Below are 25,041 nucleotides of genomic sequence, written 5' to 3' on the forward strand. Positions count from 1 at the left end.
GGGGTCCGGGGCTCCGCCCCGGGCTTTGATGATGCCCGCTCCAGGGCTGCCTCTCACCGGCGCCGGGTGCGTCAATCGTCCTGGAGGAGCGGGCCGAAGGTCTGCTCTGCGATCTCGACGGCCCGGTCCTGGCCGACGGCCTGGCCGTGGACCTCGGGGTGCTCTTGCCGCCACTGCTCGGCCGAGGCGCGTCCGGTGAAGAAGTTCAGCGCGTCGCAGCACACCGTGGCGGCAGGGCCACCGCCCGCGCGGCGGCCGACGAACACGACGGCGTCCGCCGGCTCCCATCGGGCGGTGCCGCCGGTGAAGGCGACGGTGACCGGCTCGCCGTTGACGGGGTCCGAGGAGGAGATCCGTACGTCCTGGCCGCCGAGCATGGCGGAGATGCCGAGCGCGTCGACGGCGCACATCGACCACACCTCCACTCCTCCGGGCAGCCGCACGCGATGCCGGGTCCGGACCGCGGAGAACGGGTATGCCGCCCGGATCCGCCCCGCCTCGTCGAGGGCCAGGAAGTCCTCCCGGTCCAGTTCGGCCAGCACGCCGGCGGCGGTCCGGCCGGCGAGGGCGGCGACGGCCTCCAGCACGGACGCCTCCGGCGCCGCGCCCTCGGTGGTGAAGTGCCGCAGCACCGCCTGGTGGACGACGCGCAGACCACGCTCGTCCGGGGCTCGCCGGCCCCGGCCGGCCCGCCCGATCGGATCGAGCAAGTCCGCCTCGCAGCACTCCTGGCCCCCGGCGGGCTCCCGGGCGAGAGCCGCACCGGACAACACCTGGCGCAGGTCCTCCACGCTCGGCGCCCCGTCCACCCGGCCGTCCGCGTCCCGGTAGAGGCGGCAGGACACGCTCGGCGGAGCACCGGCCACCGCGAACGGGTCGGCCCCGTCGAGCAGCACGGTAGGCGAGCCGGTCATGCCCCAGCGGGCGGCCTCTTCCTGCTCGCGTACTTCGACGACCTCCACCTCGGCGCTCCGGGCGCCGAGCGCGGCGGTGATCCGCTCCCGGACCACGGGAGCGTTCGGGCAGTCCGGCACCGTCAGGATCGTGATCCGCATTTCCGCTGCGCTCCCCATTCGTGGCTTGTCGCCCGACCGTAGACCTTCCAGTGCGCTGGAAGGTCAAGGCGTAGCGTGGAGGGATGCGCATCGGTGACCTCGCGGCGGCCGGCCATGTGACGGCCAAGACCATCCGCTTCTACGAGCAGGCCGGACTCCTGTCCGCCCCGCCCCGCACGGCGGCCGGGTACCGCGACTACGCGCCGGAGGCCGTGAACCGGCTGGCGTTCATCCGCGACGCACAGGGCGCCGGCCTCACCCTCGCCGAGATCCGCTCGGTCCTCGAACTCCGCGACAGCGGCGAGGCCCCGTGCGGCCACGTCGCCCGCCTCATCAGTTCGCACCTCGACCAGATCGAGCAGCGCATGGCGGACCTCCGCAAGACCCGCGCCCTGCTGACCGGCCTGGGCCGCCGAGCAGCCGCGACGGATCCGGAGTCCTGCCCGGAAGGCGACATCTGCACCATCCTCCGGCAGCCCTGACATCCGGATGGCGAAGCGCGGCGGCGAGGCGAGCGGGGAATACCCCACTGGGCCATTCAGGGCTGATGTCAGGCTCCAATGGCATCAGGTTCAACTGATGTGAGAGCATCAGCGTGAGCTGACATCAGTTGATGCTGATGTGATCGGTTCCATCCGATCGACTTCGCAGGGCGCCCCCTGCCGACTGCGGCTCCTCGACGACGCGGCGCATCGCGCCGCGCGTTCGCCTCTCACCGCACAGAACCGAAAGCGAGTCCCCTCCATGACCGCGACCGAACCCGGCCCGACCGTGCAGCCGCCGGGCGCCGAGAACTCCTCGATCGTGCGCAAGCTGTCCACACTGGACCGCTTCCTGGCGGTGTGGATCCTGCTGGCGATGGGTGTCGGCCTGGGACTCGGGCGGCTCGTCCCCGGCCTGAATGACGCGCTCGCCAAGGTCGAGGTCGGCGGGATCTCGCTGCCCATCGGCATCGGGCTGCTGGTCATGATGTATCCGGTGCTGGCCAAGGTCCGGTACGACAAGCTCGACGCGGTGACCGGCGACCGGAAGCTGATGGTGTCCTCGCTGGTCATCAACTGGATCGTCGGCCCGGCGCTGATGTTCGCGCTGGCATGGACCTTCCTGCCGGACCTGCCCGAGTACCGCACCGGCCTGATCATCGTCGGCTTGGCCCGCTGCATCGCCATGGTCGTCATCTGGAACGACCTCGCCTGCGGCGACCGCGAGGCCGCCGCTGTCCTGGTCGCCCTCAACTCCGTCTTCCAGGTCATCACCTTCGGTGCGCTGGGCTGGTTCTACCTCGATCTGCTGCCCCGCCGGCTCGGACTCGGAGACGGCCAGGGCCTGGACGTGCCGGTCTGGCACATCGCCCTGAACGTGATCGTGTTCCTCGGCATCCCGCTCCTCGCGGGCTTCCTCACCCGCCGCATCGGCGAGAAGAAGCTCGGGCGCGACGCGTACGAGGCGAAGTTCCTGCCGAAGATCGGCCCCTGGGCCCTGTACGGCCTGCTCTTCACGATCGTCATCCTCTTCGCCCTCCAGGGGAGGACCATCACCTCGCAGCCCCTGGACGTCGCCCGCATCGCGCTCCCGCTCCTCGTCTACTTCGCGGTGATGTGGTGCGGCACCTTCGCCCTCGGCAAGGCCATCGGCCTCGCGTACGACCGCACCGCCACCCTCGCGTTCACGGCCGCCGGCAACAACTTCGAGCTGGCCATCGCCGTCGCCATCGCCACCTTCGGCGTCACCAGCGGCCAGGCCCTCTCCGGAGTCGTCGGCCCCCTCATCGAGGTCCCCGTCCTGATCGGCCTGGTCTACGTATCCCTGGCCTGGCGCAAGAGGTTCACGACGGAGCGGGCAGCGACCCCCAACGAGGGCGCGCGCTGATGCACTGCCTCGACTGCCACACCCAAGGGACCGCAACCCCGGCCGTCGGCATCTGCCGAGGCTGCGGCGCCGCCGTCTGCACCAACCACGCACGCGTGGTCGCGTACGAGGTCCGCAGGCGGCCCCTCCTGGCGCCGCCCAGCGAGACCCCGGCCCGGAGCGTGCGCTGCTTCCCCTGCGCACAGGCCGACAACCGCTGACCAGCCCGAACGCACGGACCGACTCGGCCCCGCCTCCTGGCCCCCAAGCTCCGCGCCCTGGGAGACGAGACCCGCCTGACCCTGATGCTCCTGATCGCCGAGCGCCCGCGCACGGTCAAGGAGCTCCAGAAGGCCACCGGGCTGAGTCAGACCCTGGTCAGCCACCACCTGGCCCCCCTGCGCGAGCAGGAGCTGCTTCCTCGTCACCCTGCTGATGCGCAGAACCGGACCCGAGAAGCTCGCCCAATGGCTCGGCGGAAGCCACCTCAAGGGCATGGTCAAAGGCACCGCCTTCGGCGCACTGACCCCCTTCTGCTCGTGCTCGACGATCCCGGTCCTCGCCGGCATCCTCCGTGCCGGAGTGCCGTTCTCCACCGCCGTGGCCTTCCTGATCGCCTCGCCGATCCTGGACCCGTTCGTGTTCGTCGCCGTCGGCGCCCTGTTCGGCTGGAAGATGGCCGTCAGCTTCACTGCCGTCGCCGCCGTCGGGACCCTGCTCATCGCGCACGGCATGCACCGCTTCGGTTTCTCCTCGCAGGTCAAGCGCGTACGGGTCACCGGTGGCCAGGAGAAGGAGTACGCGCCCTGGCGCGGCCTGCGCGCCGAACTCCCCGGCGCCCGGCGCGAGGCCGTGATCGAGCTGAAGCCCATGGTCAAGCCGATGCTGATCGGCGTATCGATCGGCGCGCTCATCTACGGGGCCGTGCCCACCGACCTCATGGCCGCCGTGGCCGGAGACGGCAAGTGGTACGCCATCCCGCTCGCCGCGCTGATCGCGATCCCCCTCTACATGCGGGCCGAGACCGCGCTGCCCATTGGCTTCGCCCTGATGGAACGCGGCATGAACCTCGGCGCCGTCTTCGCCTTCGTCATTGCGGCGGCCACCATCAGCCCGCCCGAACTGACCCTCCTGACGAAGCTGTTCAAGCCCAGGTTGCTGACCACCTTCGCCACCTCGGTCTTCGCCCTCGCACTGGCCGGCGGATTCCTCGTCCCCCTGCTCGCCTGACCATCCCGCTTCCTCAAGCCACCCAGGAGATGCAGCTCATGAGCACCAAGACCGGCCTCTTCGCCAAGCTCTTCGGCAAGAACGACAATGCGCCCGCCTCCGACTGCTGCGACGTCCAGATCATCGAAGAGGACGAGACCGACCCTCAGCAGCAGGCCGATGCCCGCGGCGGCTCTGACAGCTGAACCGCACGCGGACCACCCGTACGGCAAGGGCGCCCCGTCGCAGCGGTGATCGAGCGTTCGCACCCGAGGCCGGCGCATCCTCATCCCGGTCCTGGTCGTTCCCCCGTCATGAAGAAGATCATGCTCGCGGTACTGCCCGCGCTCGCTCTGTCCCTCGCAGCTCCCGTGGCCCACGCCGACAACGACTCCAACTTCGGGGGTGGCGTGAACGCGGCGAACAACTGGAACTTCACGGCCGCCGCCGTCTGCATGCAGGAGGTCGCCGTCGTACCGGTCCTAGGCGACTGGGTCGGCGACCACGCAAACAACTGCTCCAACGGCAACGTGATCGACCACTCCGGCACGTGACGGGCCTACACGAAGGCAGGACGCCCCGACCCGCGCACCGGTCGGGGCGTCCTGCCCTCTGCCGTGCCACGCGTCAGCGGCGGCCCAGCAGCTGTGCGATCTCGCGGGCCGCGTCGCGGGCGGGGCGGCCGACGCCGATGAGGGTGGCCGAGGCCGGGCCGGTCCAGTCGCCGTAGCCGAGCAGGTGCAGCCGCGGCTCGTCGACGGCCCGGGTGCCGACGGTGGTGATGTGACCGTGGGCGCCACGCAGCCGCATCGACGCGAAGTGGGCGAGTGCGGGGCGGAAGCCGGTGCACCAGATGACCGCGTCCGCTTCGGCGAAGGTGCCCTCGGCCCACTCGGCGCCGGTGGCGGTGAGCCGGGTGAACATCGGCTTCGCGTGCAGGAGTCCGGCATCGCGAGCAGCGCGTACGGGCGGTACGGCCACGATGTCGCCGAGGGTGGCGACCCCGCCGGTGTCGGTGCTGCCCGCGTCCAGCGCCTTGCGACGGGCGGTGGCGGCATCGAAGAGTGCCCGGCCGTCGATGTCGTCGGCGAGGTAACGGGGCGGGCGCTGCGTGACCCAGGTCAACTGCGTGCTGGGCGCGAGGTCGGCGGCGATCTGGGCTCCGGAGTTGCCTCCGCCCACCACGATGACGCGCTGCCCGGCGAACTCGGCCGGGCTGCGGTACTGCACGGTGTGGAGCTGGCGGCCTCGGAACTCCCGCCGGCCCGCAACGGCAGGCAGGAAGGGGCGGGTCCAGGTCCCGGTGGCGCTGACGACCGCGCGGGCTCCCCAGTCGCCGGAGTCGGTCTCCACGCGCAGGCGGTCGCCGTCCCGGTGGACGGCCGAGACCCACGCGCCCCGCTGGACGGGGAGCTCGTACCGCTTCTCGTAGTCGGCGAGGTACGAGACCACGTGCGCCGCGTCGGGATAGACCTCGCCGTCCTGGCCGGGCATGAAGCGGCCCGGCAGCGAGGAGTACGCGGCCGGCGAGAACAGCCGCAGCGAGTCCCAGGTGTGCTGCCAGGCCCCGCCCGGTGCCGCCTGGGCGTCGAGGATGACGTGCTCGATGCCTAGGCGGCGCAGGTGGTAGCCGGCGGCGAGCCCGGACTGGCCGCCACCGATCACCACCACATCCGTGTGCTGCGTCATGCCGCGGGCGACCCGCCCTCGGTCTTCCCGCGCATGAAGATGACCGCGACCAAGGCCAGACCCACAACCGCGCCCACGAGCTGCACACCCACGAACGCAGGCACAGAGGCGGGGGCGATGCCCGCGAAGGTGTCGGTGAAGGCGCGGCCGATCGTGACGGCCGGGTTCGCGAAGGAGGTGGAGGAAGTGAACCAGTACGCGGCGCCGATGTACGAGGCGACGGCCACGGGCGCGAAGCGCAGGCGGTCGGTCCGCGCCAGGCCGAAGATCAGCATGATCAGGCCGGCGGTGGCCACGACCTCGCTGAGCAGCAAGTTCCCGGCGGAGCGGTCGTGGGTGGCCCACTTGACCAGGGGCTCGCCGAACATCGCGTCGGCCAGGATCGCGCCCGCGATGGCGCCGGCGATCTGCGCGGGCACGTAGACGGCCAGCTCGCGGGCGGTGACGCCCGCTCCGCTGCGTCGGCCGGTCCACCACTCGGCGAGGCTGACGACCGGGTTGAAGTGGGCTCCGGAGACCGGGCCGAGGAGGGCGATCAGGACGCCGAGGCCGAAGACCGTGGCGGTGGAGTTGGCCAGCAGCTGGAGGGCCACGTCCTGGGTGAGCTTCGTGGCCTGGATGCCGGACCCGACGACGACCGCGACGAGCGCGGCCGTCCCGACGAGTTCGGCGGCGGCGCGAGCTACCAGCGGGATGGCGGGCGCGCTCGCGCCGGCTACGGGCTGGGGCACGTCGACGGGTATCGCGGCATCCACTGCGGGGGCGGCGGCGACGGGCTCGGTGACGGACAAGGCAGGTTCTCCTCGGGCAGGTGAGGGGGAAACCAAGCGGGCTATGGGCAGGACCGCTTGATGTTCGCCTCGGAAGTGGCACGCGCGGCCTGCGCGAGGCCGGCGAACTGACCGGCGATGGCCTCGATGACTTCCGGGCGGAGTCTGTAGTAGATGAAGCGGCCGCACGGTTCCGTCTCCACGACCCCGGCCTCTCTGAGCACCTTCAGGTGGTTGGAGAGGTTGGTCTGCTTGGCACCGGTCTCCTCCACGAGGTGCGTGGTGCACAGCGTCTCGCGGGAGAGCAGGGTCACGATCTGAAGCCTGAGGGGGTCTGCCAGGACTCGGATCAGTTCAGTGTCGACTGACGTCATCATGGGCTGATACTGTCACATCAGTTGGGGCTGACACCAGCCCGAGCTGACCCTATTGGCTCCTTTGAACGGGATCGCCATGCCCACGCCCTCCTCGCCCCTCCTGCCGGACGAACGCCTGGCCACAGGGGCGGCCCGTCTCGCCACCCGGTACGCCGGCCACTTCGCGCCGGAAACCGTCCTCGGCCTGCTCGCCGACTCCTACATCCGGCTCGCCGAGCACGCCCGGATCCGTACGCACCTGGTCGTGCTGGCGGAGCGGCTGACCGCCGAGCGCCTGGACGCCCTCGCCCACACCCAGGGACTGACGAGCGGCGGCCGGACGCGGGTCCTGTTCGTGTGCAGCCAGAACGCGGGCCGCTCCCAGATGGCCGCAGCCCTCCTCGCCCACCGGGCGGGCGAGCGCGTCGCCGTCTCCTCGGCAGGCACCCACCCCGCCGACGAGGTCGAGCCGCACATCGCCCAGGCCCTCACCGAGGCGGGCGCGGACCTCACCGACGCCTACCCCAAGCCGCTGACCTCGGAAGTCGTCGAGGCGGCCGACATCGTGATCACGATGGGCTGCGGCGACGCCTGCCCCGTCGTGCCCGGCCGCCGCTACCTCGACTGGCCCGTCGCCGACCCCGACGGAGCGCCGATCGCCATCGTCCGCGACATCCGCGACGCCATCGACGCCCAGATCAGCGAGCTCCTCACCCAGCTCGCACCGTAAAGCTCGTCCCGCATCCCCACCGCAGTCGCCTCACCCCAAGGAAGAACAGATGTCCTCCGCTCCTGCCGCCTCCGTCCTGTTCGTCTGCATCCACAACGCGGGCCGTTCCCAGATGGCCGCCGGGTTCCTCCGCCACCTGGCCGGCGACCGCGTCGAGGTCCGCTCCGCCGGATCCGTGCCCGGCGAGCAGATCAACCCTTCCGCCGTCGCCGCCATGGCCGAGCTGGGCATCGACATCTCCGACCAGAAGCCGAAGGTCCTCACCCCCGAGGCCGCGCAGGCATCGGACTACATCATCACCATGGGCTGCGGCGACGCCTGCCCGTACTTCCCCGGCAAGACCTACCTCGACTGGCAGCTCGAAGACCCGGCCGGCCAGGGCGTCGAGGCCGTACGCCCCATCCGCGACGAGATCAAGGGCCTCATCGAGGGTCTCATCGCCGAGATCGACGCCAAGAAGCAGGCCTGACCCCGTGACCGACGCGACCACCACCGGCGCTGACGACGGCATACGCGACGTCATCATCATCGGCTCCGGCCCCGCCGGATACACCGCAGCCCTCTACACGGCCCGCGCCCAGCTGAAGCCCCTGCTGTTCGGCAGCTCGATCTTCGTCGGTGGCTCCCTCACCACGACCACCGAGGTCGAGAACTTCCCCGGCTTCCCGGACGGCGTCGACGGCCCGGACCTCATGACCAACATGCGGGCCCAGGCCGAGAAGTTCGGCGCCGAGATGATCGACGACGACATCGTCTCCGTCGACCTGACCGGCACCATCAAGGAAGTCACCGACTCCGAGGGCGCCGTCCACCGCGCGAAGGCGGTGATCATCGCGACGGGCTCCGGCTACCGCAAGCTCAGCCTCCCGAAGGAGGAAGAACTGTCCGGCCGCGGGGTGTCCTGGTGCGCCACCTGTGACGGGTTCTTCTTCCGCGACCGCGACATCGTCGTGGTCGGCGGCGGCGACACCGCCATGGAAGAAGCCACCTTCCTCACCCGCTTCGCCCGCTCCGTCACCATCGTCCACCGCCGCTCCACCCTGCGCGCCTCCCAGGTGATGCAGAACCGAGCCTTCTCGGACGACAAGATCTCCTTCCTCTTCGACAGCGAGATCACCGAACTGGACGACAAGGACGGCATGCTCTCCGGCCTCACCGTCCGCAACGTGATCACCGAAGAGACCCAACACCTCGACGTGACGGGCCTCTTCATCGCCATCGGTCACGACCCGCGCACCGAGCTCTTCACCGAACAGCTCGACCTGGACGCCGAGGGCTACCTCAAGGTCCACTCCCCGTCCACGCGCACCAGCCTTCCCGGCGTCTTCGCCGCGGGCGACGTCGTCGACCACACCTACCGCCAGGCCATCACCGCCGCCGGCACCGGCTGCGCCGCCGCCCTCGACGCAGAGCGGTACCTCGCCGCCCTCGCCGACGCACGCTAACCACCACACAAGAGAGGAGGCCGCACCATGGCCCTCAAGAGCGTGACCGACGCATCCTTCATCGAGGACGTCCTCCAGAGCGACAAGCCCGTACTCGTCGACTTCTGGGCAGCCTGGTGCGGCCCCTGCCGCCAGCTCACCCCGTCACTCGAAGCCATCGCCGCCGAACACGGCAACCGGATCAAAATCGTCAAGCTGAACATCGACGAGAACCCGGAAACGGCCGCCGCGTACGGAGTCATGTCCATCCCCACGATGAACGTCTTCATCGGAGGCCGGGTCACCAAAACCATCGTCGGCGCCAAGCCCAAGACTGCCATCGAGCGCGAATTGCGCGACCTGCTCAAGGCCTGATCCGGCACCGTTGGCCGAACGGGCAATTGGTGCCCAGCACACGATGGTCACCACTTGCCCGTTCGGGCGTGCTGAGACCTGCGTCGTCCTTGCGGGCGGGCCAGGGGGTCGATACGGGCGCAGAGACACGACCTGCGGCTCGGTCCCGGCAACCTCTGGGAAGCAGCGCGGCACACCGCCCGGCGTAGCGCGCACCGCCACCGCCGTCGGCGGATCAGTGGGCAGCTCAACCGGCACAGTGACGGGGTGGTCGTCATGCGTCGTGGCATGCCCGGTCTCCTTGCCGTCGACGAGAACCTCCACCACGACCGTGTGACCCGTCTGGACGGTGGCGCTGACCGAGTGCCCGGCATGATCACTGGGACGACGTCCACCTGCCCGAACAGGTTCTGTACGTCCGCTGCACCCTCTCCGCAATCGACAACAACCGCCTCGTCATCACCACGCCCAAGACACGTTCCAGCCGGAACTGGGTCGCCGTCTCACCCCGCGTCGCCACCGCACTCGAGCACCGGGCCCGGTCAAGGGCCCGCCGCCACAGCGACCCCAGCGATCCATTCACCGGACTCGTCTTCTGCACACCCGACGGCCAACCCCTGCGACCCCACACCGTCCTCGACCGGTTCCGGCAACTCTCCAAAGCGGCTGGCGTACCGCGGGTGACCGTTCACGACCTGCGGCACCTGGCCGCCACGATCACCATCACCGCCGGAGTCCCGCTCACCGTGGTCTCCAAGACGCTGCGGCACTCCACCCCCTCGACCACCGCGAACCTCTACAGCACCTCACCCAACAGGCCGCCCGCGAAGCCGTCGACACCATCGACCACACACTCACCGAAGCCGAGAGGACCGGCCGCCGGACGGACCGGCCAGCGTGGCTGCGACCACCAGGCGACCACGTCCAGCGCCTCCGCGAAGCCTTCCACCGGTTCCGCTCCCCCGCCCCGCCCATGTTCAGCACCATGGCGGACCAGCCCCGAAGCTGGCGTGCGACCACACTGCGACCACCAGCATTCCGGGCATGGAAAAGGCCGTCCTCTCGTGGATGAGAGAACGGCCTCCGACCTGCGTTTCCGCAATGGTCGGGACGACAGGATTTGAACCTGCGACCCCTTGACCCCCAGTGGGCCGGAGGAAAAATCAGGACATACAGCACAATCTCAAGGCGCGCAGCGTGCGCATACGTACATGCTGTGCGCCCATCGACGTGGGCGCTGGTCCCCAACTGGCCCCCAGGGGGCGCCACCTGGCCCTCGGGCCCGCTTCCGTTCGGCTCGACGCCCCAGGTCGCTGTCGTTCTCACGCCAACGCCAGGAGTCGCCCCAGGCGCTCTATGGTCGCCAGGCCCTCCGCCTCGACTGACGGGAGTGCCCTCCGCCGACCCGGCCGTTCGCTCGGGAACCGGACTGGGCCAGGGCGTTGACCGCCAAGTCGGCCTCTTTGTCGTTGCCGGTCTTCTGCGCGGCGAGGCTCTGGGTTCGCCAGCCCGGTGCTGCTGATCCATGGGGGGTGGCAGGATGCCCGGTCATGGCAACGAGAGATGGCAGCGATGAGGCGTACGTCGTTGGGTTGTGCGAGCGGATCCTCAGGGAGAACGCCCTGACGCAGCACAGGTTCGAGTGGCTGCTCGGAGATCCGGGATCAGGCGGCCGTCGAGTCCAACTGCCGGTCGACGCCTTCTGGCCGGGCCATCAGCTGGTGGTCGAGTACCGCGAACTGCAGCACGACCAGCCGATGCCTCACTTTGACAAGCCGAACCGCCTCACCGTCAGCGGTGTCCACCGCGGCGAGCAGCGCGCCCTGTACGACGCCCGGCGCGATGAGCAGATCCCCGCGCACGGGCTGCGCCTGGTCCTCATCCGCCCCGCCGACCTGGATGCGGACGGCCGCGGACGACTGCGCCGCAACGAAGCGGCCGACCTGGCGGCACTGAAGAAGATCCTGGCCCGCGCCAGTGACGAGGACCGGGTCACCGACACCTTCCGCACCTGGCTGCTGGCCAAAGGCTGGACACCCATCGATCCCACGGACCGGTGGACCGACCTGGAAGCCGTACGCGGCCGGGAACGGCTGATCTGCGAGGCCAAGGGCCGCACCAGTGAGAAAGGCATCGACGCCGACATCGCCTATGGCCAACTGCTGCGCCGCATGACGAGCCAGGACCCGCACACGCGCTACGCCCTCGTCGTGCCGTCCTCCTCCCTCAAGGCCGCCGCACGCGTGCCGGCCCACACCCGACAACTCCTGCACATCGACGTCTACGAGGTGACGGACGACGACCGGGTGTGCCGGCTGACCGACTGACGGGTGCCGGGGTACCGCGTCGGTTTCGGCTTCACCACCAAGGTGTCCTCCGAAGCCCACGCGCCATACGCTGCCACCTCGCTGCACGAACCGGACACCAGGCGTTGCGGCGCGGAATTGCCGTCCAGGCCAGTGAAGTCGACATCCGCCGGCGTGCTGGAGATCGCACCCCGCCTGCCCTGCCTGAATGCGGCTCTTAGACCGTGTCCTATGTGGTGAGGCGGGCGAGCCGCTTGAAGCAGCAGATGGCGGCGGCAAGTCCGAGAAAGGCCAGGTAGTTGCGGGGATCGCGTTCGTAGCGGTGGTTGAGCCGGCGGTAGCCGGTCAGCCAGGACATCGTCCGCTCGATCACCCATCTGCGGCGGCCAAGCCGTTCCGATGACTCGATGCCCTTGCGTGCGATACGGACTCCGATCCGTTTGCCGCGTAACCATTTTCGCGGGTGGGGGACGTCGTACGCCTTGTCGGCGTGGAGGCGTTGGGGTTTGAAGTGGCGGCCGCGGTAGGGGTCGTGTCTCGTTTGGTGGCCCATGACCATGGGCTTCAGGGCAAGGCTGTCGTGGGTGTTGGCCGCGGTGACGCCGACGATGAGGGGCAGTCCGTTCGCGTCCGAGATGATCGCCGCGAACAGCGTCTCATCAGGGGTGTCCTGCGTCCCGCCGCCCTGCGGGCGCACCTTCGACGGTGGGATCAGCGGCTCCGCGATCTCCCACAGCCCGTCCGGAACAATCCAACTCCAAGTACCCCGCCCCATACCGACATCAACGACGCCTCACCACATAGGACACGGTCTTATTGATCCGGAAGAATTGGGGTTCTGAGTCGTTGCTCCCTGCGTGAGTGAACTGGTGGGGACGCGGCAGTTGTCGCCTTTGGCGCAGGAGGCCCTTGGAAACCTGTTATGACTCACGGGAGTTCCTGGCATCCCCGTGGCCCGGCAGTTCATGGCCACGCCGGTCCGACGGGGCTGCTGGGCCGTTGGCGGTGACCGGCTGATTACCTCGGAGGTCATTGATGCCCTTCCGTGGGCCCGCCTACCTTCGGCACCGATCAGCGGCCCCACCGAGAGGCCGCTTCCGATCAGGGCAACGCCCTGATGTACGAGAGGAAGACGACAGTGGCTTCGACGCAGTACGACCGGGTTGCCTCATCCGCAAGGGCGACAGGATCCGACGGTTTCGCGAGGCTGGCGCTCAGGCTGGACGCCGTGGTCACCGGTCTCAACGGCATCGCCTACCTGGCGCTCGCCACGGTCCTCGAATCCTTCTTCGGCGTCCCGACGGCGGTCCAATACCCGGTCGGGGTGTTCCTGCTCCTCTACTCGCTGGGAGTGCTGGCCCTCGGGACGCGGAAGGAGATCAACCGCACGGGACTGACGGCGGTCATCGTGGCGAACCTGTTGTGGGTCGTGCTCAGCCTGGTGGCGGTGGGCTCCGGCCTGCTGTCCCCGACCGGCGTCGGCGCGGTCTGGACCGTGCTGCAGAGCCTGGTGGTCGGTGGCTTCGCCGCCCTCCAGTACGTCGGACTCAAGCGGCTGTGACCTCGTCCGGGCCCGGCCCGGGAGGGCCGCGGCGAGCAGCACGGCGCTCGGCGCCGGGAACACCCGCGAAGCAGCGCCACGTCATCGAGACGTCAGGGGTGCCCGGCAGGCGTTCGAGCAGGCGGACCCGTGCGTGGACGGGTGGACGGTAGGAGGCCCGGCCGCCGGGCGGCCGGGCCTCCTACTGGTTTTCTGCTCAGACCGCTGTGGCGCTCATCGCTGCGACGAGGCTCTTGGGGCGCATGTCCGTCCAGTGCTCGTTGATGTGGCCGAGGCAGACGTCCCTGTCCGCAGGGCCGCGGACGACTGTCCAGCCTGCGGGCACCTCGGCGAATGCGGGCCACAGGGAGAACTGGCCTTCGTCGTTGACCAGTGCCAGGTAGGAGTAGTTCTCGTTCTCGAACGGGTTCGTCATGACGTCCTCAATTCCTTTGGTGTGTGGAGTGGGGGGGTGTGGAGTGTGGGGTGGGGTTCGGCTCTTGGGTGGCGGAGCGGGCGTCTCACTCGTCCCAGGTCGCCTCGAACTCCTCCAGCTCCTCGGCGCTGAGTGAGATCAGCGGAGCGGTTGCCGGTACCGGCGTCGGCGTTCCCGCCGCCGGAATCTCGATCACGGTGGCGATGCGGGCGATGCCAGCCACCGTCTTCGCTTCGAAGACGTCGCGCGGGGCCAGCCCGAGGCCGACCTTGCGTGCCCGTGCCACCAGTTGGATCGAAGCGATGGAGTCCCCGCCCAGCGTGAAGAAGTCGTCGTCGATGCCGGCCCTCGCGATGCCGAGCACGTCGGCGAACAGGTCGCACAGCAGTTCCTCGTGCGGGGTGCGGGGCGCCCTGCTGTCCGGTGCACCGGCGAACTCCGGCTCCGGCAGGGCCCGGTGGTCGAGCTTTCCGGTCACGGTCACCGGCAGCGTGTCCAGGGCGACGAAGGCGGACGGCACCATGTAGGCGGGCAGGCTCGACTCGACCCGTCGGCGCAGTGCGTCGAGGTCCAGCCGGTCCACCGGGCCCGCCGCCGGGACCACGTACGCGATCAGGCGCTTGGTACCGGGCTGGTCCTCGCGGGCGACCACTGCCGCCCCTGCGACCTCGGGGTGGGACCGCAGGGCCGACTCGACCTCGCCGAGCTCGATCCGGAAGCCGCGGATCTTGACCTGGTCGTCGGCGCGTCCGACGAACTCCAGTTCACCGTCCGCCGTCCAGCGCACGACGTCACCCGTGCGGTACATCCGGGCACCCGGTGCGCCGAACGGGCAGGCCACGAACCGCTCGGCGGTCAGAGCGGATTGGCCGACGTACCCCCGGGCCAGTCCGGCGCCCGCCACGTACAGCTCACCCGCGGTGCCGGGAGCAACCGGCCGCAGCATCGCGTCGAGGACGTACACCTCGGTGTTGACGAGCGGGCGGCCGATCGGCGGCGTTTTCCCCGCGAGCAGCGGCCGGGAGATCGTCGCGCAGATGGTCGACTCGGTCGGACCGTAGGCGTTGTGCATCTGCCGCCCCGGGGCCCATCGGTCCACCATTTCCTGCGGCAGTGCCTCACCGGCGACGACCAGGGAGGAGATCGACGGTACGGACTCCGCGTCGATCGCCGCCAGCACCGAGGGGACGACGACGGCGTGCGTGACGCCCTGGGCGGCGATCAGGTCGACCAGCTGGTCGCCTGGCAGACGTGACTCGCCGGGGGCGAGCACCAGCCGGGCCCCTGTGAGGAGCGACATGCACAGCTCGAACACGATGGCATCGAAGCCGGGCGAGGAGAACTGGAGCACCACGCTCCGGGGGGTCAGCCCGGTGGCGGCCACCTGGGCCCGTACCAGGCTCGCGATGCCCTGATGGGTGACCTCGACGCCCTTCGGCACGCCGGTCGAGCCGGAGGTGTAGATCACGTACGCCGCGTTCTGCGGACGGGCGGCGGCCGGTCGTTCGGCCGGGCCGAGTCCGGCGGCCGACCGCCTGGCCACGGAGTCGCGGAAGGCCGCGTCGTCGGCGAGGATCCGGTGTCCGGCGAAGGGTTCCCCGGCCCAGACCGACCCTGCCGAGGTGATCAGGCAGAACGGTGCGGCGTCGGCCAGGACGTGCCGTACCCGCTCCGGCGGGTACGCCAGGTCCACCGGCGCGAACACACCGCCGGCCTTGAGCACCGCCAGTACCGCGGTCACCCAGTCCATGCCGCGGGGCAGGGCGACGACCACCCGGGTCTCGGGGCCGACCCCGGCGGCGAGCAGCTCGCGGGCCCACTGGTTGGCGCGGCCGTCGAGCTCGGCGTACGACCACCGGGTGCCCTCGCACACCACGGCCACCGCGCCACCGTCGCGTGCCACGTGCCCCTCGAACAGTTCCGCCATCGTCGCGGCCTCGACCGGGCTGTGGGTGTCGTTCCACTCCTTCACCACCAGCGACCGTTCCCGCTCGGACAGCGCGTCCAGCCGTCCGACGAGCCGCCCGGGGGCCTTCGCCGCCGTCACGAGGAAGCTCTTCAGCCGCTCCAGCAGCTGCCGCCCCTGCGCCGCGCCGTAGAGGTCGGGCCGGTAGTTCACCTCCAGCCGGAGCCGCGCGCCCGGGTAGACCGTCAGGCTCAACGGGTAGTGGATGACCGGGGTGTCCTCCTCGGTGAGGGGGCCGACCTCCAGGCCAGGGGCGCGCAGGGTGTCGGCGTCCCACGGGACGTTCTGGAACGCCGTGGAGGTGTCGAAGAGTTCGCCGAGTCCCAGGTGGCGCTGGATGTCGGTCAGTCCGAGGTGGTGGTACGGGGTGAGGTCGGCCTGCTGCCGCTGGATCTCGGACAGGAGCCCTTCCAGGGGCTGGGCGGGGTCGATGCGGACGCGCACCGGGACGGTGTTGATGAGCAGGCCGACGATGTCGTCCATGCCGGGGATCTCGGGCGGGCGGCCGGAGACGGTGGCGCCGAAGACCACGTCCTGCTGCCCGGTGAGGCCCGCCAGCAGGAGCGCCCAGACGCCCTGCACGACCGTGTTCATGGTCAGTCCGCGGCTACGGGCGACGGCGGTCAGCCGCCGGGTGGTCTCCTCGTCGAGGTGGTCGAGGGTACGCACGGGGAGCACGGTCAGCGACGTCTCGGCCCCGGGGGCGACGAGCGTAGGTTCCTCCAGCCCGTCGAGGGCCTGGCTCCACGCGCCGCGGGCCTTCTCACCGTCCTGGGCCGAGAGCCAGGCCAGGTAGTCCCGGAAGGAGACCGCCGCGGGCAGTGCGCCGTCGTCGCCCCGGGTCTCGTAGAGGTCGAAGACGTCGGCCAGCGCCCGGGTCATCGACCAGCCGTCCCAGATGAGGTGGTGGCTGGTGAGGACCAGCGCGTGCCGCTCGGCGCCGAGACGGACGAGCAGGACCCGCAGCAGTGGCGGTACGGCCGGGTCGAACCGGTCGAGCCGGTCCTCGCGCAGCAGTTGCTCGATATGCGTCCGCTGCTCGGCCTCCGGCAGGTCGCTGAGGTCGAGTTCCCGCCAGGGCACCGTCAGTGCTTCCGGTACGACCTGGACGGCGTCACCGGAGCGGCGCACCAGGAAACCGGCGCGCAGGCTCGCGTGGCGTCGTACCAGTCCCTGGAAGGCCGCCCGGAGCGCGGTGACGTCCAGTGCACCGGTCAGGACCATCGGCGCCTGCATCACATAGGGGTCGGCCTTCTGGTCGTCGTAGTGGGCGTGGAAGAGGAGGCCTTCCTGGAGGGGGGTGAGCGGCCAGATGTCGTGGAGCGGACCCGAGGGCGCGAACGCTGTCTCGATCTCGGCGCGTTCGTCGGTGCTCAGCGTCACCAGCGGCCCGTCCACGGGGGCGAATCCGGTGGTGGGCGCCGCCTCGTCGGAGATCTCCGCCAGGGCTGCGACGGTCCTCGCGGTGAACAGGTCGCGAGGGGTGAGGTGGAGTCCGGTGTTGCGGGCGCGGGCGGCGAACTGGATGGAGGCGATGGAGTCGCCGCCGAGTTCGAAGAAGCTGTCGTCGATGCCGACGCCGCTCACGCCGAGGATTTCGGCGAACAGCTCGCACAGGATCGCTTCGCGCGGGGTGCGCGGGGCGCGGCTGTCGGCTGCTCCGGTGAACTCCGGCTCGGGCAGGGCCCGGCGGTCCAGCTTGCCGATGGGCGTCAGCGGCAGCGCGTCCAGGGCCATCACCGCGGCGGGCACCATGTAGTCGGGAAGGCGCGCGGCGACCGCCTCGCGCAGTGCGTCGGTGTCGAGGCCCTCGGGAGTGCCGGTCGCGGGCACCACGTAGGCGACCAGACGCTTCACCCCTGGCTGGCCCTCACGTGCGAGCACCACCACCTGGCCCACCGGTGCCTGGGCTCCCAGCACCGCTTCGATCTCCCCGAGTTCGATGCGGAAGCCGCGGATCTTGACCTGGTGGTCGGTGCGTCCGACGAACTCCAGCTCACCGTCCGCCGTCCAGCGCACCACGTCCCCGGTGCGGTACATCCGGGTGCCGCTCTCACCGAACGGGCAGGCCACGAACCGTTCCGCCGTCAGGCCCGCTCTGCCGAAGTAGCCACGGGCCAGTCCCGCGCCGGCGATGTACAGCTCGCCCGGGACCCCCGGCGGCACCAGGCGCAGCGCCGCGTCGAGGACGTACACCCGGGTGTTCTCCAGGGGGCGGCCGATGCGGGCCCGGGTACCGCCGATCACGCGGCCGTACGTCGAGTCCACGGCGCATTCGCTCGGTCCGTAGAGGTTGTAGGTGGCCACGCCGCTCGCGCCGAGCTCGCTCCACAGCGACTCGTCGACCGCCTCGCCGCCGAGCGAGATCAGCCGCGGCCGGTATCCGGGGGTGCGCAGCAGGCCGGCGGACAGCAGTTGCCTGGCATGCAGCGGAGTGAGGTTGAGCGAGTCCACCCCGTGCCGTGCGCAGTAGTCGACCAGGCCCTGCGCGTCCCGGCGCAGTTCGTCCCCGATCAGGTGCAGTTCGTGGCCCGAGACCATCCGCAGCAGGTCGGCCCATGCCGCGTCGAAGCCCAGGGCGGCCACCAGCGCGACCTTGAGCCTGCGGGACCCGGTGCCGGATTCGGCGGGCAGGGAGGCGCTGATCTGGGCGTGGTGCAGGTTGACGAGGTTGCGGTGGGTGATGGCGACCCCCTTGGGGCGGCCCGTCGACCCCGAGGTGTGGATCACGTAGGCGAGGTGCGAGGGCAGCAGCGGCCGGACGCGTTCCGTGTCCCGCGGGTCGTGGGACGGGGAGCCGGTGCCCGGTGTGTCGACGAGCAGGAACGGTGAGCCGTTGTCCGCGGGAACCTTGTGGGCGGCGTCGGTCACGGTCAGCACCGCGGCCGGGCGCACCTCGGCGAGGAGCGAGGCGATGCGATCGGCCGGCCAGGACAGCTCGACCGGCAGGTGGACGCAGCCGGCCTTCATCGTTCCCAGCACCGCGACGACCGCGTCGACGGAGCGGGGCACCATGACTGCCACCGGCTCGTCCGGTCCTGCGGCCAGGGCGATCAGCCGGTGGGCGAGTCGGTTGGCACGACGGTTGAGTTCGCGGTACGTCACCTGCTCGTCGCCGAACACCACGGCGACGTCGTCGGGGGTCGCGGCGGCCTGGGCCTCGAACAGCTCCGGCACGGTCAGTTCCGGCACGGGAACCTGCGTACCGCTGCCCGCGTCGAGCAGCGGGAGGCGCTCCTGCGGGGTGAGGGTGTCGACCCTTCCGACGAGGCGTGCGGGGTCGTTCGCGAAGACGGTGAGGAGTCCCTCGACCCGCTCCGCGACCCGCTCGGCCTCCGGGGCGGTGAACACGTCGGGCCGGTAGCTGACTTCGATGCGCAGCTCGTTCCCGGGGAAGACGTCGATGCTGAGCGGGAAGTGCGTGAACCCCTGGGTCTCGTCGTCGAACGGGCTGACCTCCAGGCCCGCGGTGCACAGCACGTCGTCGTCCCACGGGATGTTCTGGAACACGGTCGAGGTGTCGAAGAGTTCGCCGAGTCCCAGGTGGCGCTGGATGTCGGTCAGTCCGAGGTGGTGGTACGGGGTGAGGTCGGCCTGCTGCCGCTGGATCCCGGACAGGAGCCCTTCCAGGGGCTGGGCGGGATCGATGCGGACGCGAACGGGGACCGTGTTGATGAGCAGGCCGACGATGTCGTCCATGCCGGGGATCTCGGGCGGGCGGCCGGAGACGGTCGAGCCGAAGACCACGTCCTGCTGACCGGTGAGCCCCGCCAGCAGGAGCGCCCAGACGCCCTGCACGACCGTGTTCATCGTCAGTCCGCGACTGCGGGCGACGGCGGTCAGCCGCCGGGTGGTCTCCTCGTCGAGGTGACCGAGGCAACGGGTGGGCAGGGCCGCCGCGGTGCTGTCGGCACCGGGGGCGGCCAGGGTGGGTTCCGCCAGGCCCTCCAGGGCCGAGGCCCACGCGGTGAGTGCTTCGTCCTGGTCCTGGACCGACAGCCAGGCCAGGTAGTCCCGGAACGGCACCACGTCGGGCAGCTCCGCGCACCCGTCCTGGGCCTCGTACAGGCCGAAGACGTCACCCATCGCACGCGACATCGACCAGCCGTCCCAGAGGATGTGATGCCCCGTCAGTACGAGGACGTGGCGCTCGGGTGCGAGCCGGACGAGCAGGGCGCGCAGCAACGGCGGGGCGGTCAGGTCGAACCGGACGTGGCGGTCCTTCCGGAGGAGGTCGCGCAGGCGTGCCTCGCGCTCCGGTTCCGGGACGACGGTCAGGTCGATCTCCCGCCAGGGGATCGTCGCCCCCGCGGGGATCACCTGCACGGGCCGGCCGGCCCGGCGCACCAGGAAACCGGCACGCAGATTCGCGTGGCGCTCCACCAGCCCCTGGAGCGCACCGCGCAGCGCACTCGGGTTCACCCTTCCCGACAGGACCAACGGCATCTGGGTGAGGTAGGCGTCCGGCGGCCCGGCGGAATCCCGGTCCGTCCCGACGCCGTGTCCTGCGCCCTGCCCGTCGTACAGGGCGTGGAAGAGAAGGCCTTCCTGGAGGGGGGTGAGCGGCCAGATGTCCTGGACCGGGCCCGCCGCCGCGAACGCGGCCTCGATCTCGGTGCGCTCCTCGTCCTCCAGGGCCACCAGGGGGCCCTGGACCGGTACGAAGGCGGGGGCGTGCGTCGTGAGGGCGGCAGCGGTCTCGGCGAGCGCGGCCACGGTCAGGCGGGCGAAGACGTCGCGTGGTGTGAGGTTCAGTCCGGCGCTGTGGGCGCGGGCGGCGAGCTGGATGGAGGTGATGGAGTCACCGCCCAGCTCGAAGAAGCTGTCGTCGATGCCGACCGTCGCCACGCCGAGGACCTCGCAGAACAGCTCGCACAGCAGCACCTCGCGCGGGGTGCGCGGGGTGCGGCTGTCGGCGGCTGCGGTGAACTCGGGTTCCGGCAGGGCCCGGCGGTCCAGCTTGCCCGTCGCGGCGACCGGGAAGCTCTCCAGCACGACGAAGACCGCGGGCACCATGTAGTCGGGGAGGCGCGCGGCGACCGCCTCGCGGAGGGCGTCGGTGTCCAGTGCGGCGGGAGTGCCGGTCGCGGGTACCACGTAGGCGACCAGACGCTTGGTGCCCCGTTCGTCCTCACGGGCCATCACCACCACCTGCCCGACCTCGGGCACAGTGCTGAGCACGGCCTCGACCTCACCCGGTTCGATGCGGAAGCCGCGGATCTTGACCTGGTGGTCTGTGCGTCCGACGAACTCCAGCTGGCCGTCCGCCGTCCAGCGGACCACGTCCCCGGTGCGGTACATCCGGGTGCCGCTCTCGCCGAACGGGCAGGCCACGAAGCGTTCCGCGGTCAGGTCCGGACGGTTCAGATAGCCCCTGGCCAGCCCCGCACCTGCGATGTACAGCTCGCCCGAGACGCCCGGGGCCACCGGCCGCAGGGCGGGGTCGAGGACGTAGGTCCGCATTCCGTCCAGCGGGCGCCCGATGGGCATCGACGCGGGCAGGCCGTCCGAGGGGGCCAGGGCGAAGGCGGTGGCGAAGGCGGTCGTCTCCGTCGGCCCGTACACGTCCACGACCACGAGGCCGGGGCAGGCCTCGCGCACCCGTCGCACCGCTTCCGCGCGCACGGCCTCGCCGCCGGTCCACAGTTCGCGCAGTCCGGCCAGGCAGCCGGGGTCGTCCTGGGCGAACGAGTGGAACAGCGCCGTCGTCAGGAACATCCCGGTGACGCGGTGCCGCTCGGTCAGTTCCCGTACGAGCAGGGCGGTCAGGGGTTCGGCGGGCGCGAGCACGACCCGGCCGCCGGAGAGCAGGGGCACCCACAGCTCGTAGGTGGAGCCGTCGAAGGTGAGTGCCGAGTGGGCCAGTACGACCTCGTGCCCCTCGGAGAACCGGCTGTCCCGTGCCAGCGCCACCACGTCGGCATGGGTCGCCTCGACGCCCTTGGGCACACCGGTCGACCCCGACGTGAACATCACGTACGCGGCACTGCTGGGGAACAGTCCGCCCGCGCGCTCCGCCTCGGTGAGGTCGGCCGGGGAGCGGCCGGCGACGGCGGTCCTGGTCGCCTCCTCGTCGAGGAGCACGTGGGTTCCCGCGAAGGGCTCCCGGGACCACGGGGAGTCACCCGAGGTGACCAGCAGTGCGGGGGCGGCGTCCGTGAGGACGGCCCGGGACCGCTCGTTCGGGGAGGCGGGGCCCACCGGTACGAACGAGCCGCCCGCCTTGAGCACCGCCAGCACGGCGGTCATCCAGTCCATGCCGCGGGGCACCGCCACGGCGACGCGCGCTTCGGGGCCCATGCCCGCGGCGATGAGTTCGCGGGCCAGCCGGTTCGCCCGGTCGTTCAGCTGCCGGTAGGACCACTGGTCGTCACCGTGGGCCAGGGCGATCGTGTCGGGGTCGCGGGCGACCTGTGCCTCGAACGCGGCGACGATCGTCGAGGTGGCGCCCTCGCGCACGGCTCCGGCACCGCTCCACTCCTTCAGTACCAGCGACCGCTCCTGTCCGGAGAGCAGGTCGATCCGGCCGACGGGGAGGCCGGGGTTGGCGGCGAGGAAGGTGAGCAGCCTGCACAGCCGCTCCACCAGGGCTTCGGCGAACGCGGTGTCGAACAGGTCGCCGCGGTAACTGACCTCGAAGTTCAGGCCCTTGCCCGGGAACACCGCGAGGCTCAGCGGGTAGTGGGCGAATCCCGGCGAGTGGCTCTCCTCGGACGACAGCAGGTCCATGTCCTGGCCGCGGAGGAATCCGGCGTCCCAGGAGTCGTCGTGGGCCGTTTCCCTGGAGAAGTTCTCGAACGCGGTGGAGGTGTCGAAGAGTTCGCCGATTCCCTGGTGGCGCTGGATGCTCTGGAGGCCGAGGTAGTGGTACGCCGTGAGCGCCGACTGCTGCTCCTGGATGCGGGCCAGCAGCGCGTCCACCGGCTCCTGCGGTTCCAGACGGACCCGGACGGGGACGGTGTTGATGAGCAGGCCCACGATCTCCTCGACGCCAGGTACCTGCGGCGGGCGGCCCGAGACGGTGGAACCGAAGACCACGTCCTGCTGTCCGGTCAGACCGGACAGCAGGAGCGCCCAGGCGCCCTGCACCACCGTGTTCATGGTCAGCCCGCGGGTCCGTGCGACCGATTCCAGCCGGGCGAAGGCTGCCTCGTCCAGGCGGCCGACGGTCCTGGCGGGCAGCGAGGGCAGCGAACCGTCGACGCCGGGGGCGACCAGGGTGGGCTCTTCGAGTCCCTCCAGGGCCGCGGCCCACGCGGTGAGCGCCTCGTCCTGGTCCTGGACCGACAGCCAGGCCAGGTAGTCGCGGAACGGCACGACCTCCGGAAGTCCGGCGCTCCCCTCCCCCAGCCCGCGGCCGAAGACCTCGCCCAGCGCCCGCGACATCGACCAGCCGTCCCACAGGATGTGATGGCTCGTCAGTACCAGGACGTGCCGCTCCGCCGACAGGCGGACCAGCTTCGCGCGCATCAAGGGCGGTGCCACCGGGTCGAACCTGTCCAGCCGGTCCTGTGCCAGCAGTCGGCCGAGCCGTGCCGGGTGCTCCGCTTCGTCGACGCCGCTGAGGTCGACCTCGCACCACGGGAGCTCGACCCCGGCCGGCACCACCTGCACCGGCGTACCGGTACGACGTACCAGGAAGCCCGCGCGCAGGCTCGCATGCCGGTCCAGCAACTCCGCGAACGCCGCCCGCAGCCGCCCGGTGTCCACCTCTCCCGACAGCACCAGCGGTGCCTGGACCAGATAGGGGTCGGCCTTGTCCTGGTCGTACAGGGCGTGGAAGAGCAGGCCCTCCTGGAGCGGGGTGAGCGGCCACACCTCCTGCACCGGGCCCGACGAGGCGAACGCGGCCTCCACGTCCGCCTGCTCGTCGGCGTCGAGCGGCACCAGCGGCCCCTGGGCAGGTACGAAGTCCGACCCCGCCACGACCTCCGTGGCGGCCTCGGCCAGCGCCGCGACCGTCTCGCCCTCGAAGATGTCGCGGTACTCCAGGGCGAGGCCCGCCGCGCGGGCCCGGGTGACCAGTTCGATCGAGGCGATGGAGTCGCCGCCCAGTTCGAAGAAGCTGTCGTCGATGCCGACGTCCGTCGCCCCGAGGATCTCTTCGAACAGGGTGCTCAGCAGATCCTGGCGGTGCGTTCGGTGTGTTCGCGGCGTGCGGGAGTCCGCCGTGCTGATGGCCTCCGGCGCCTGCGCGGTCTGCACGGCGGGCTGGTTCATGTCTCTTCTTTCCCTTTGCTGATCGGCGAATGGGCGGGGCGGCGTGTGCCGGTGTGGCGGGGCGGCGTGTCCCGGTGTGGCGGGCGAACGCCGGTGTGGCGTGCGTCCGGGAGGGCTACAGGGGCTACGGGGGCTACAGCAGGACCCGGCTCAGGGGCCGGACGCCGTCGGTGGACAGGTCGCGGCTGACGACGATCTTGCGGAGCCAGCGGTCGGTGCCGTCGTAGCGCGCCTGGAAGGACTCGCGGGCGTGCACGACACTGCGGTTGTCGAGGATCAGGAGCGTTCCGCGGGCCGCGACCAGTGGCCGTCGCACCCGTTCCAGCTCGTCGAGCAGGGCGCGCAGCGCCCGTTCGGCCGCCGGGTCGTCATCGACGCAGCGCATGAACGGCACGTCCAGCCGGACGTGGGGGTTGCGCGGATCGTCGAAGAGAACGGAGACCGGCTCCGGGCGGTCGCGCATCTCGACGGCACGCCGGAGCGCGGGATCGCCGGGCGCCCTCAGCGCCAGCTGCCGTATGTGCTCGTCGTCGGGAAGGATGTGGAAGCGCTTCTCGGACAGCAGGGCACGGTCCTCGTCACGGAGGACGACGTCCTGCACGGCCGCCACGTACGTCGGGACGACGTCGGGGTTGCGCACGCCGAAGAGCAGCAGGTAGTCGCAGGAGTCGGGGCGGAACGCGTCGTCGGTGTGGAAGTTCAGATACGCGTCGCTGCCGTGCCCGCTCTCGCGCCGCTCGTCGCCCCTGATCGGGAAGACGTCCTGCACCATGCGTCCGTACTGGAGCGTCGCCCAGGCGAACGGGTCGCCCAGCGCCGAGCCGCACATGGCCAGGTAGATGTCCGACTCGACGGTGGACCCGTACCCCTCGGGCCGCTCCCAGTGTTCCGGGGTCGGCCCCGCGGCGGCGTCGTCGACGGGGAATCCGTGAACCTGGCAGACGGCCGATGCCGGGTCGTCACGGAATTTCTCCAGGAATCTCCGCAGGCCGACCGGAAGGATTTCCTGAAAGTCCTGGTACTTGTCGTAGAACTCCGGTTCGACCGGCGAGAGGCCGCCTTCTCTCAATTCGCTCACGGATTTCATGAGGCCATCGACCTCGTCGCCGCTCAGTGTGTAGTCAATTGAATTTCTCAT

Annotated in this window: 21 protein-coding genes and 2 pseudogenes; 14 read left to right on the forward strand and 9 right to left on the reverse strand. The window is 70.7% G+C overall.

Annotation, left to right across the window (positions count from 1 at the left end; translation table 11 throughout):
* Positions 1-71: 71 nt before the first annotated feature.
* The gene (locus AC3IX6_RS04490; protein ID WP_489368939.1) at positions 72-1,055 is read right to left on the reverse strand and encodes an alkylmercury lyase family protein; all 984 of its coding nucleotides are present in this window, start codon (positions 1,053-1,055) and stop codon (positions 72-74) included.
* An 83-nt stretch (positions 1,056-1,138) separates the two neighbouring features.
* On the opposite strand from AC3IX6_RS04490, the gene AC3IX6_RS04495 reads away from it, so the two are divergent.
* The 7 genes and pseudogenes from AC3IX6_RS04495 to AC3IX6_RS04525 all read left to right on the forward strand — a co-directional run bounded on the left by AC3IX6_RS04495 (position 1,139) and on the right by AC3IX6_RS04525 (position 4,666).
* Positions 1,139-1,537: a heavy metal-responsive transcriptional regulator gene (locus tag AC3IX6_RS04495; protein ID WP_489368941.1), complete on the forward strand. Its 399-nt coding sequence runs from the start codon at positions 1,139-1,141 to the stop codon at positions 1,535-1,537.
* Between the two features lie 262 nt (positions 1,538-1,799).
* Positions 1,800-2,924 carry an ACR3 family arsenite efflux transporter gene (gene arsB, locus AC3IX6_RS04500; protein WP_489368942.1) on the forward strand — a complete coding sequence of 375 codons (1,125 nt, stop codon included), beginning with the start codon at positions 1,800-1,802 and terminating at the stop codon, positions 2,922-2,924.
* Positions 2,924-3,124 (forward strand): DUF2180 family protein, encoded by a 201-nt coding sequence (locus AC3IX6_RS04505; protein WP_489368943.1) that lies wholly within the window; start codon positions 2,924-2,926, stop codon positions 3,122-3,124. The genes arsB and AC3IX6_RS04505 overlap by 1 nt, the downstream gene beginning before the upstream one ends.
* Before the next feature lie 75 nt (positions 3,125-3,199).
* Positions 3,200-3,307 (forward strand): annotated as a pseudogene (locus AC3IX6_RS04510) (ArsR family transcriptional regulator); the annotation flags it as partial.
* Between the two features lie 31 nt (positions 3,308-3,338).
* On the forward strand, positions 3,339-4,133 hold the full coding sequence (locus tag AC3IX6_RS04515; RefSeq protein ID WP_489368944.1) for a permease: 795 nt from the start codon (positions 3,339-3,341) through the stop codon (positions 4,131-4,133).
* Between the two features lie 38 nt (positions 4,134-4,171).
* Entirely contained in the window at positions 4,172-4,318 is a 147-nt protein-coding gene (locus tag AC3IX6_RS04520) for a hypothetical protein (RefSeq protein WP_489368945.1), read from the forward strand.
* A 108-nt stretch (positions 4,319-4,426) separates the two neighbouring features.
* Complete coding sequence (locus tag AC3IX6_RS04525) at positions 4,427-4,666, forward strand: hypothetical protein (RefSeq protein ID WP_489368946.1); 240 nt, start codon at positions 4,427-4,429, stop codon at positions 4,664-4,666.
* Positions 4,667-4,739: 73 nt separating this feature from the next.
* Here AC3IX6_RS04525 and AC3IX6_RS04530 read toward each other — a convergent pair whose 3' ends face one another.
* The 3 genes from AC3IX6_RS04530 to AC3IX6_RS04540 are packed head-to-tail and all read right to left on the reverse strand — an operon-like array spanning position 4,740 to position 6,948.
* On the reverse strand, positions 4,740-5,801 hold the full coding sequence (locus tag AC3IX6_RS04530) for an ArsO family NAD(P)H-dependent flavin-containing monooxygenase (protein ID WP_489368947.1): 1,062 nt from the start codon (positions 5,799-5,801) through the stop codon (positions 4,740-4,742).
* Positions 5,798-6,592, reverse strand: coding sequence for an aquaporin (locus AC3IX6_RS04535; RefSeq protein ID WP_489368949.1), 795 nt, complete (start codon positions 6,590-6,592; stop codon positions 5,798-5,800). The genes AC3IX6_RS04530 and AC3IX6_RS04535 overlap by 4 nt, the downstream gene beginning before the upstream one ends.
* 41 nt (positions 6,593-6,633) lie before the next feature.
* The gene (locus AC3IX6_RS04540) at positions 6,634-6,948 is read right to left on the reverse strand and encodes an ArsR/SmtB family transcription factor (RefSeq protein WP_330296862.1); all 315 of its coding nucleotides are present in this window, start codon (positions 6,946-6,948) and stop codon (positions 6,634-6,636) included.
* A gap of 76 nt (positions 6,949-7,024) precedes the next feature.
* Here AC3IX6_RS04540 and AC3IX6_RS04545 point away from each other — a divergent pair, with 76 nt between their 5' ends.
* From AC3IX6_RS04545 to AC3IX6_RS04565, 5 genes and pseudogenes are all read left to right on the forward strand, one after another.
* Complete coding sequence (locus AC3IX6_RS04545; protein ID WP_489368951.1) at positions 7,025-7,657, forward strand: arsenate-mycothiol transferase ArsC; 633 nt, start codon at positions 7,025-7,027, stop codon at positions 7,655-7,657.
* A 49-nt stretch (positions 7,658-7,706) separates the two neighbouring features.
* Complete coding sequence (locus AC3IX6_RS04550; RefSeq protein WP_112449157.1) at positions 7,707-8,126, forward strand: arsenate reductase ArsC; 420 nt, start codon at positions 7,707-7,709, stop codon at positions 8,124-8,126.
* 4 nt (positions 8,127-8,130) lie between these two features.
* Positions 8,131-9,102, forward strand: a complete 972-nt coding sequence (gene trxB, locus AC3IX6_RS04555; protein ID WP_489368952.1) for a thioredoxin-disulfide reductase — start codon at positions 8,131-8,133, stop codon at positions 9,100-9,102.
* A gap of 27 nt (positions 9,103-9,129) precedes the next feature.
* Positions 9,130-9,456 (forward strand): thioredoxin, encoded by a 327-nt coding sequence (trxA, locus tag AC3IX6_RS04560; protein WP_489368954.1) that lies wholly within the window; start codon positions 9,130-9,132, stop codon positions 9,454-9,456.
* 437 nt (positions 9,457-9,893) lie between these two features.
* Positions 9,894-10,181: pseudogene (locus AC3IX6_RS04565) on the forward strand (tyrosine-type recombinase/integrase); the annotation flags it as partial.
* Positions 10,182-10,231: 50 nt separating this feature from the next.
* On the opposite strand, the gene AC3IX6_RS04570 reads toward AC3IX6_RS04565, so the two are convergent.
* Complete coding sequence (locus tag AC3IX6_RS04570; RefSeq protein ID WP_489368955.1) at positions 10,232-10,384, reverse strand: hypothetical protein; 153 nt, start codon at positions 10,382-10,384, stop codon at positions 10,232-10,234.
* A gap of 601 nt (positions 10,385-10,985) precedes the next feature.
* On the opposite strand from AC3IX6_RS04570, the gene AC3IX6_RS04575 reads away from it, so the two are divergent.
* Positions 10,986-11,762: a hypothetical protein gene (locus tag AC3IX6_RS04575; RefSeq protein WP_489368956.1), complete on the forward strand. Its 777-nt coding sequence runs from the start codon at positions 10,986-10,988 to the stop codon at positions 11,760-11,762.
* 208 nt (positions 11,763-11,970) lie between these two features.
* Here the strand turns inward: AC3IX6_RS04575 and AC3IX6_RS04580 are convergent, their stop codons facing one another.
* Positions 11,971-12,516, reverse strand: coding sequence for a transposase (locus AC3IX6_RS04580; RefSeq protein ID WP_489368957.1), 546 nt, complete (start codon positions 12,514-12,516; stop codon positions 11,971-11,973).
* Between the two features lie 453 nt (positions 12,517-12,969).
* Here AC3IX6_RS04580 and AC3IX6_RS04585 point away from each other — a divergent pair, with 453 nt between their 5' ends.
* Positions 12,970-13,302, forward strand: a complete 333-nt coding sequence (locus AC3IX6_RS04585; RefSeq protein ID WP_489368958.1) for a hypothetical protein — start codon at positions 12,970-12,972, stop codon at positions 13,300-13,302.
* A gap of 196 nt (positions 13,303-13,498) precedes the next feature.
* Here the strand turns inward: AC3IX6_RS04585 and AC3IX6_RS04590 are convergent, their stop codons facing one another.
* The 3 genes from AC3IX6_RS04590 to AC3IX6_RS04600 all read right to left on the reverse strand — a co-directional run bounded on the left by AC3IX6_RS04590 (position 13,499) and on the right by AC3IX6_RS04600 (position 25,041).
* Positions 13,499-13,717 carry an MbtH family protein gene (locus AC3IX6_RS04590; protein ID WP_365781151.1) on the reverse strand — a complete coding sequence of 73 codons (219 nt, stop codon included), beginning with the start codon at positions 13,715-13,717 and terminating at the stop codon, positions 13,499-13,501.
* Positions 13,718-13,802: 85 nt separating this feature from the next.
* Complete coding sequence (locus tag AC3IX6_RS04595; RefSeq protein ID WP_489368959.1) at positions 13,803-23,903, reverse strand: amino acid adenylation domain-containing protein; 10,101 nt, start codon at positions 23,901-23,903, stop codon at positions 13,803-13,805.
* A 133-nt stretch (positions 23,904-24,036) separates the two neighbouring features.
* Positions 24,037-25,041: a TauD/TfdA family dioxygenase gene (locus tag AC3IX6_RS04600; RefSeq protein WP_489368961.1), complete on the reverse strand. Its 1,005-nt coding sequence runs from the start codon at positions 25,039-25,041 to the stop codon at positions 24,037-24,039.

The sequence above is a fragment of the Streptomyces sp. GL_141 genome (assembly GCF_057834385.1).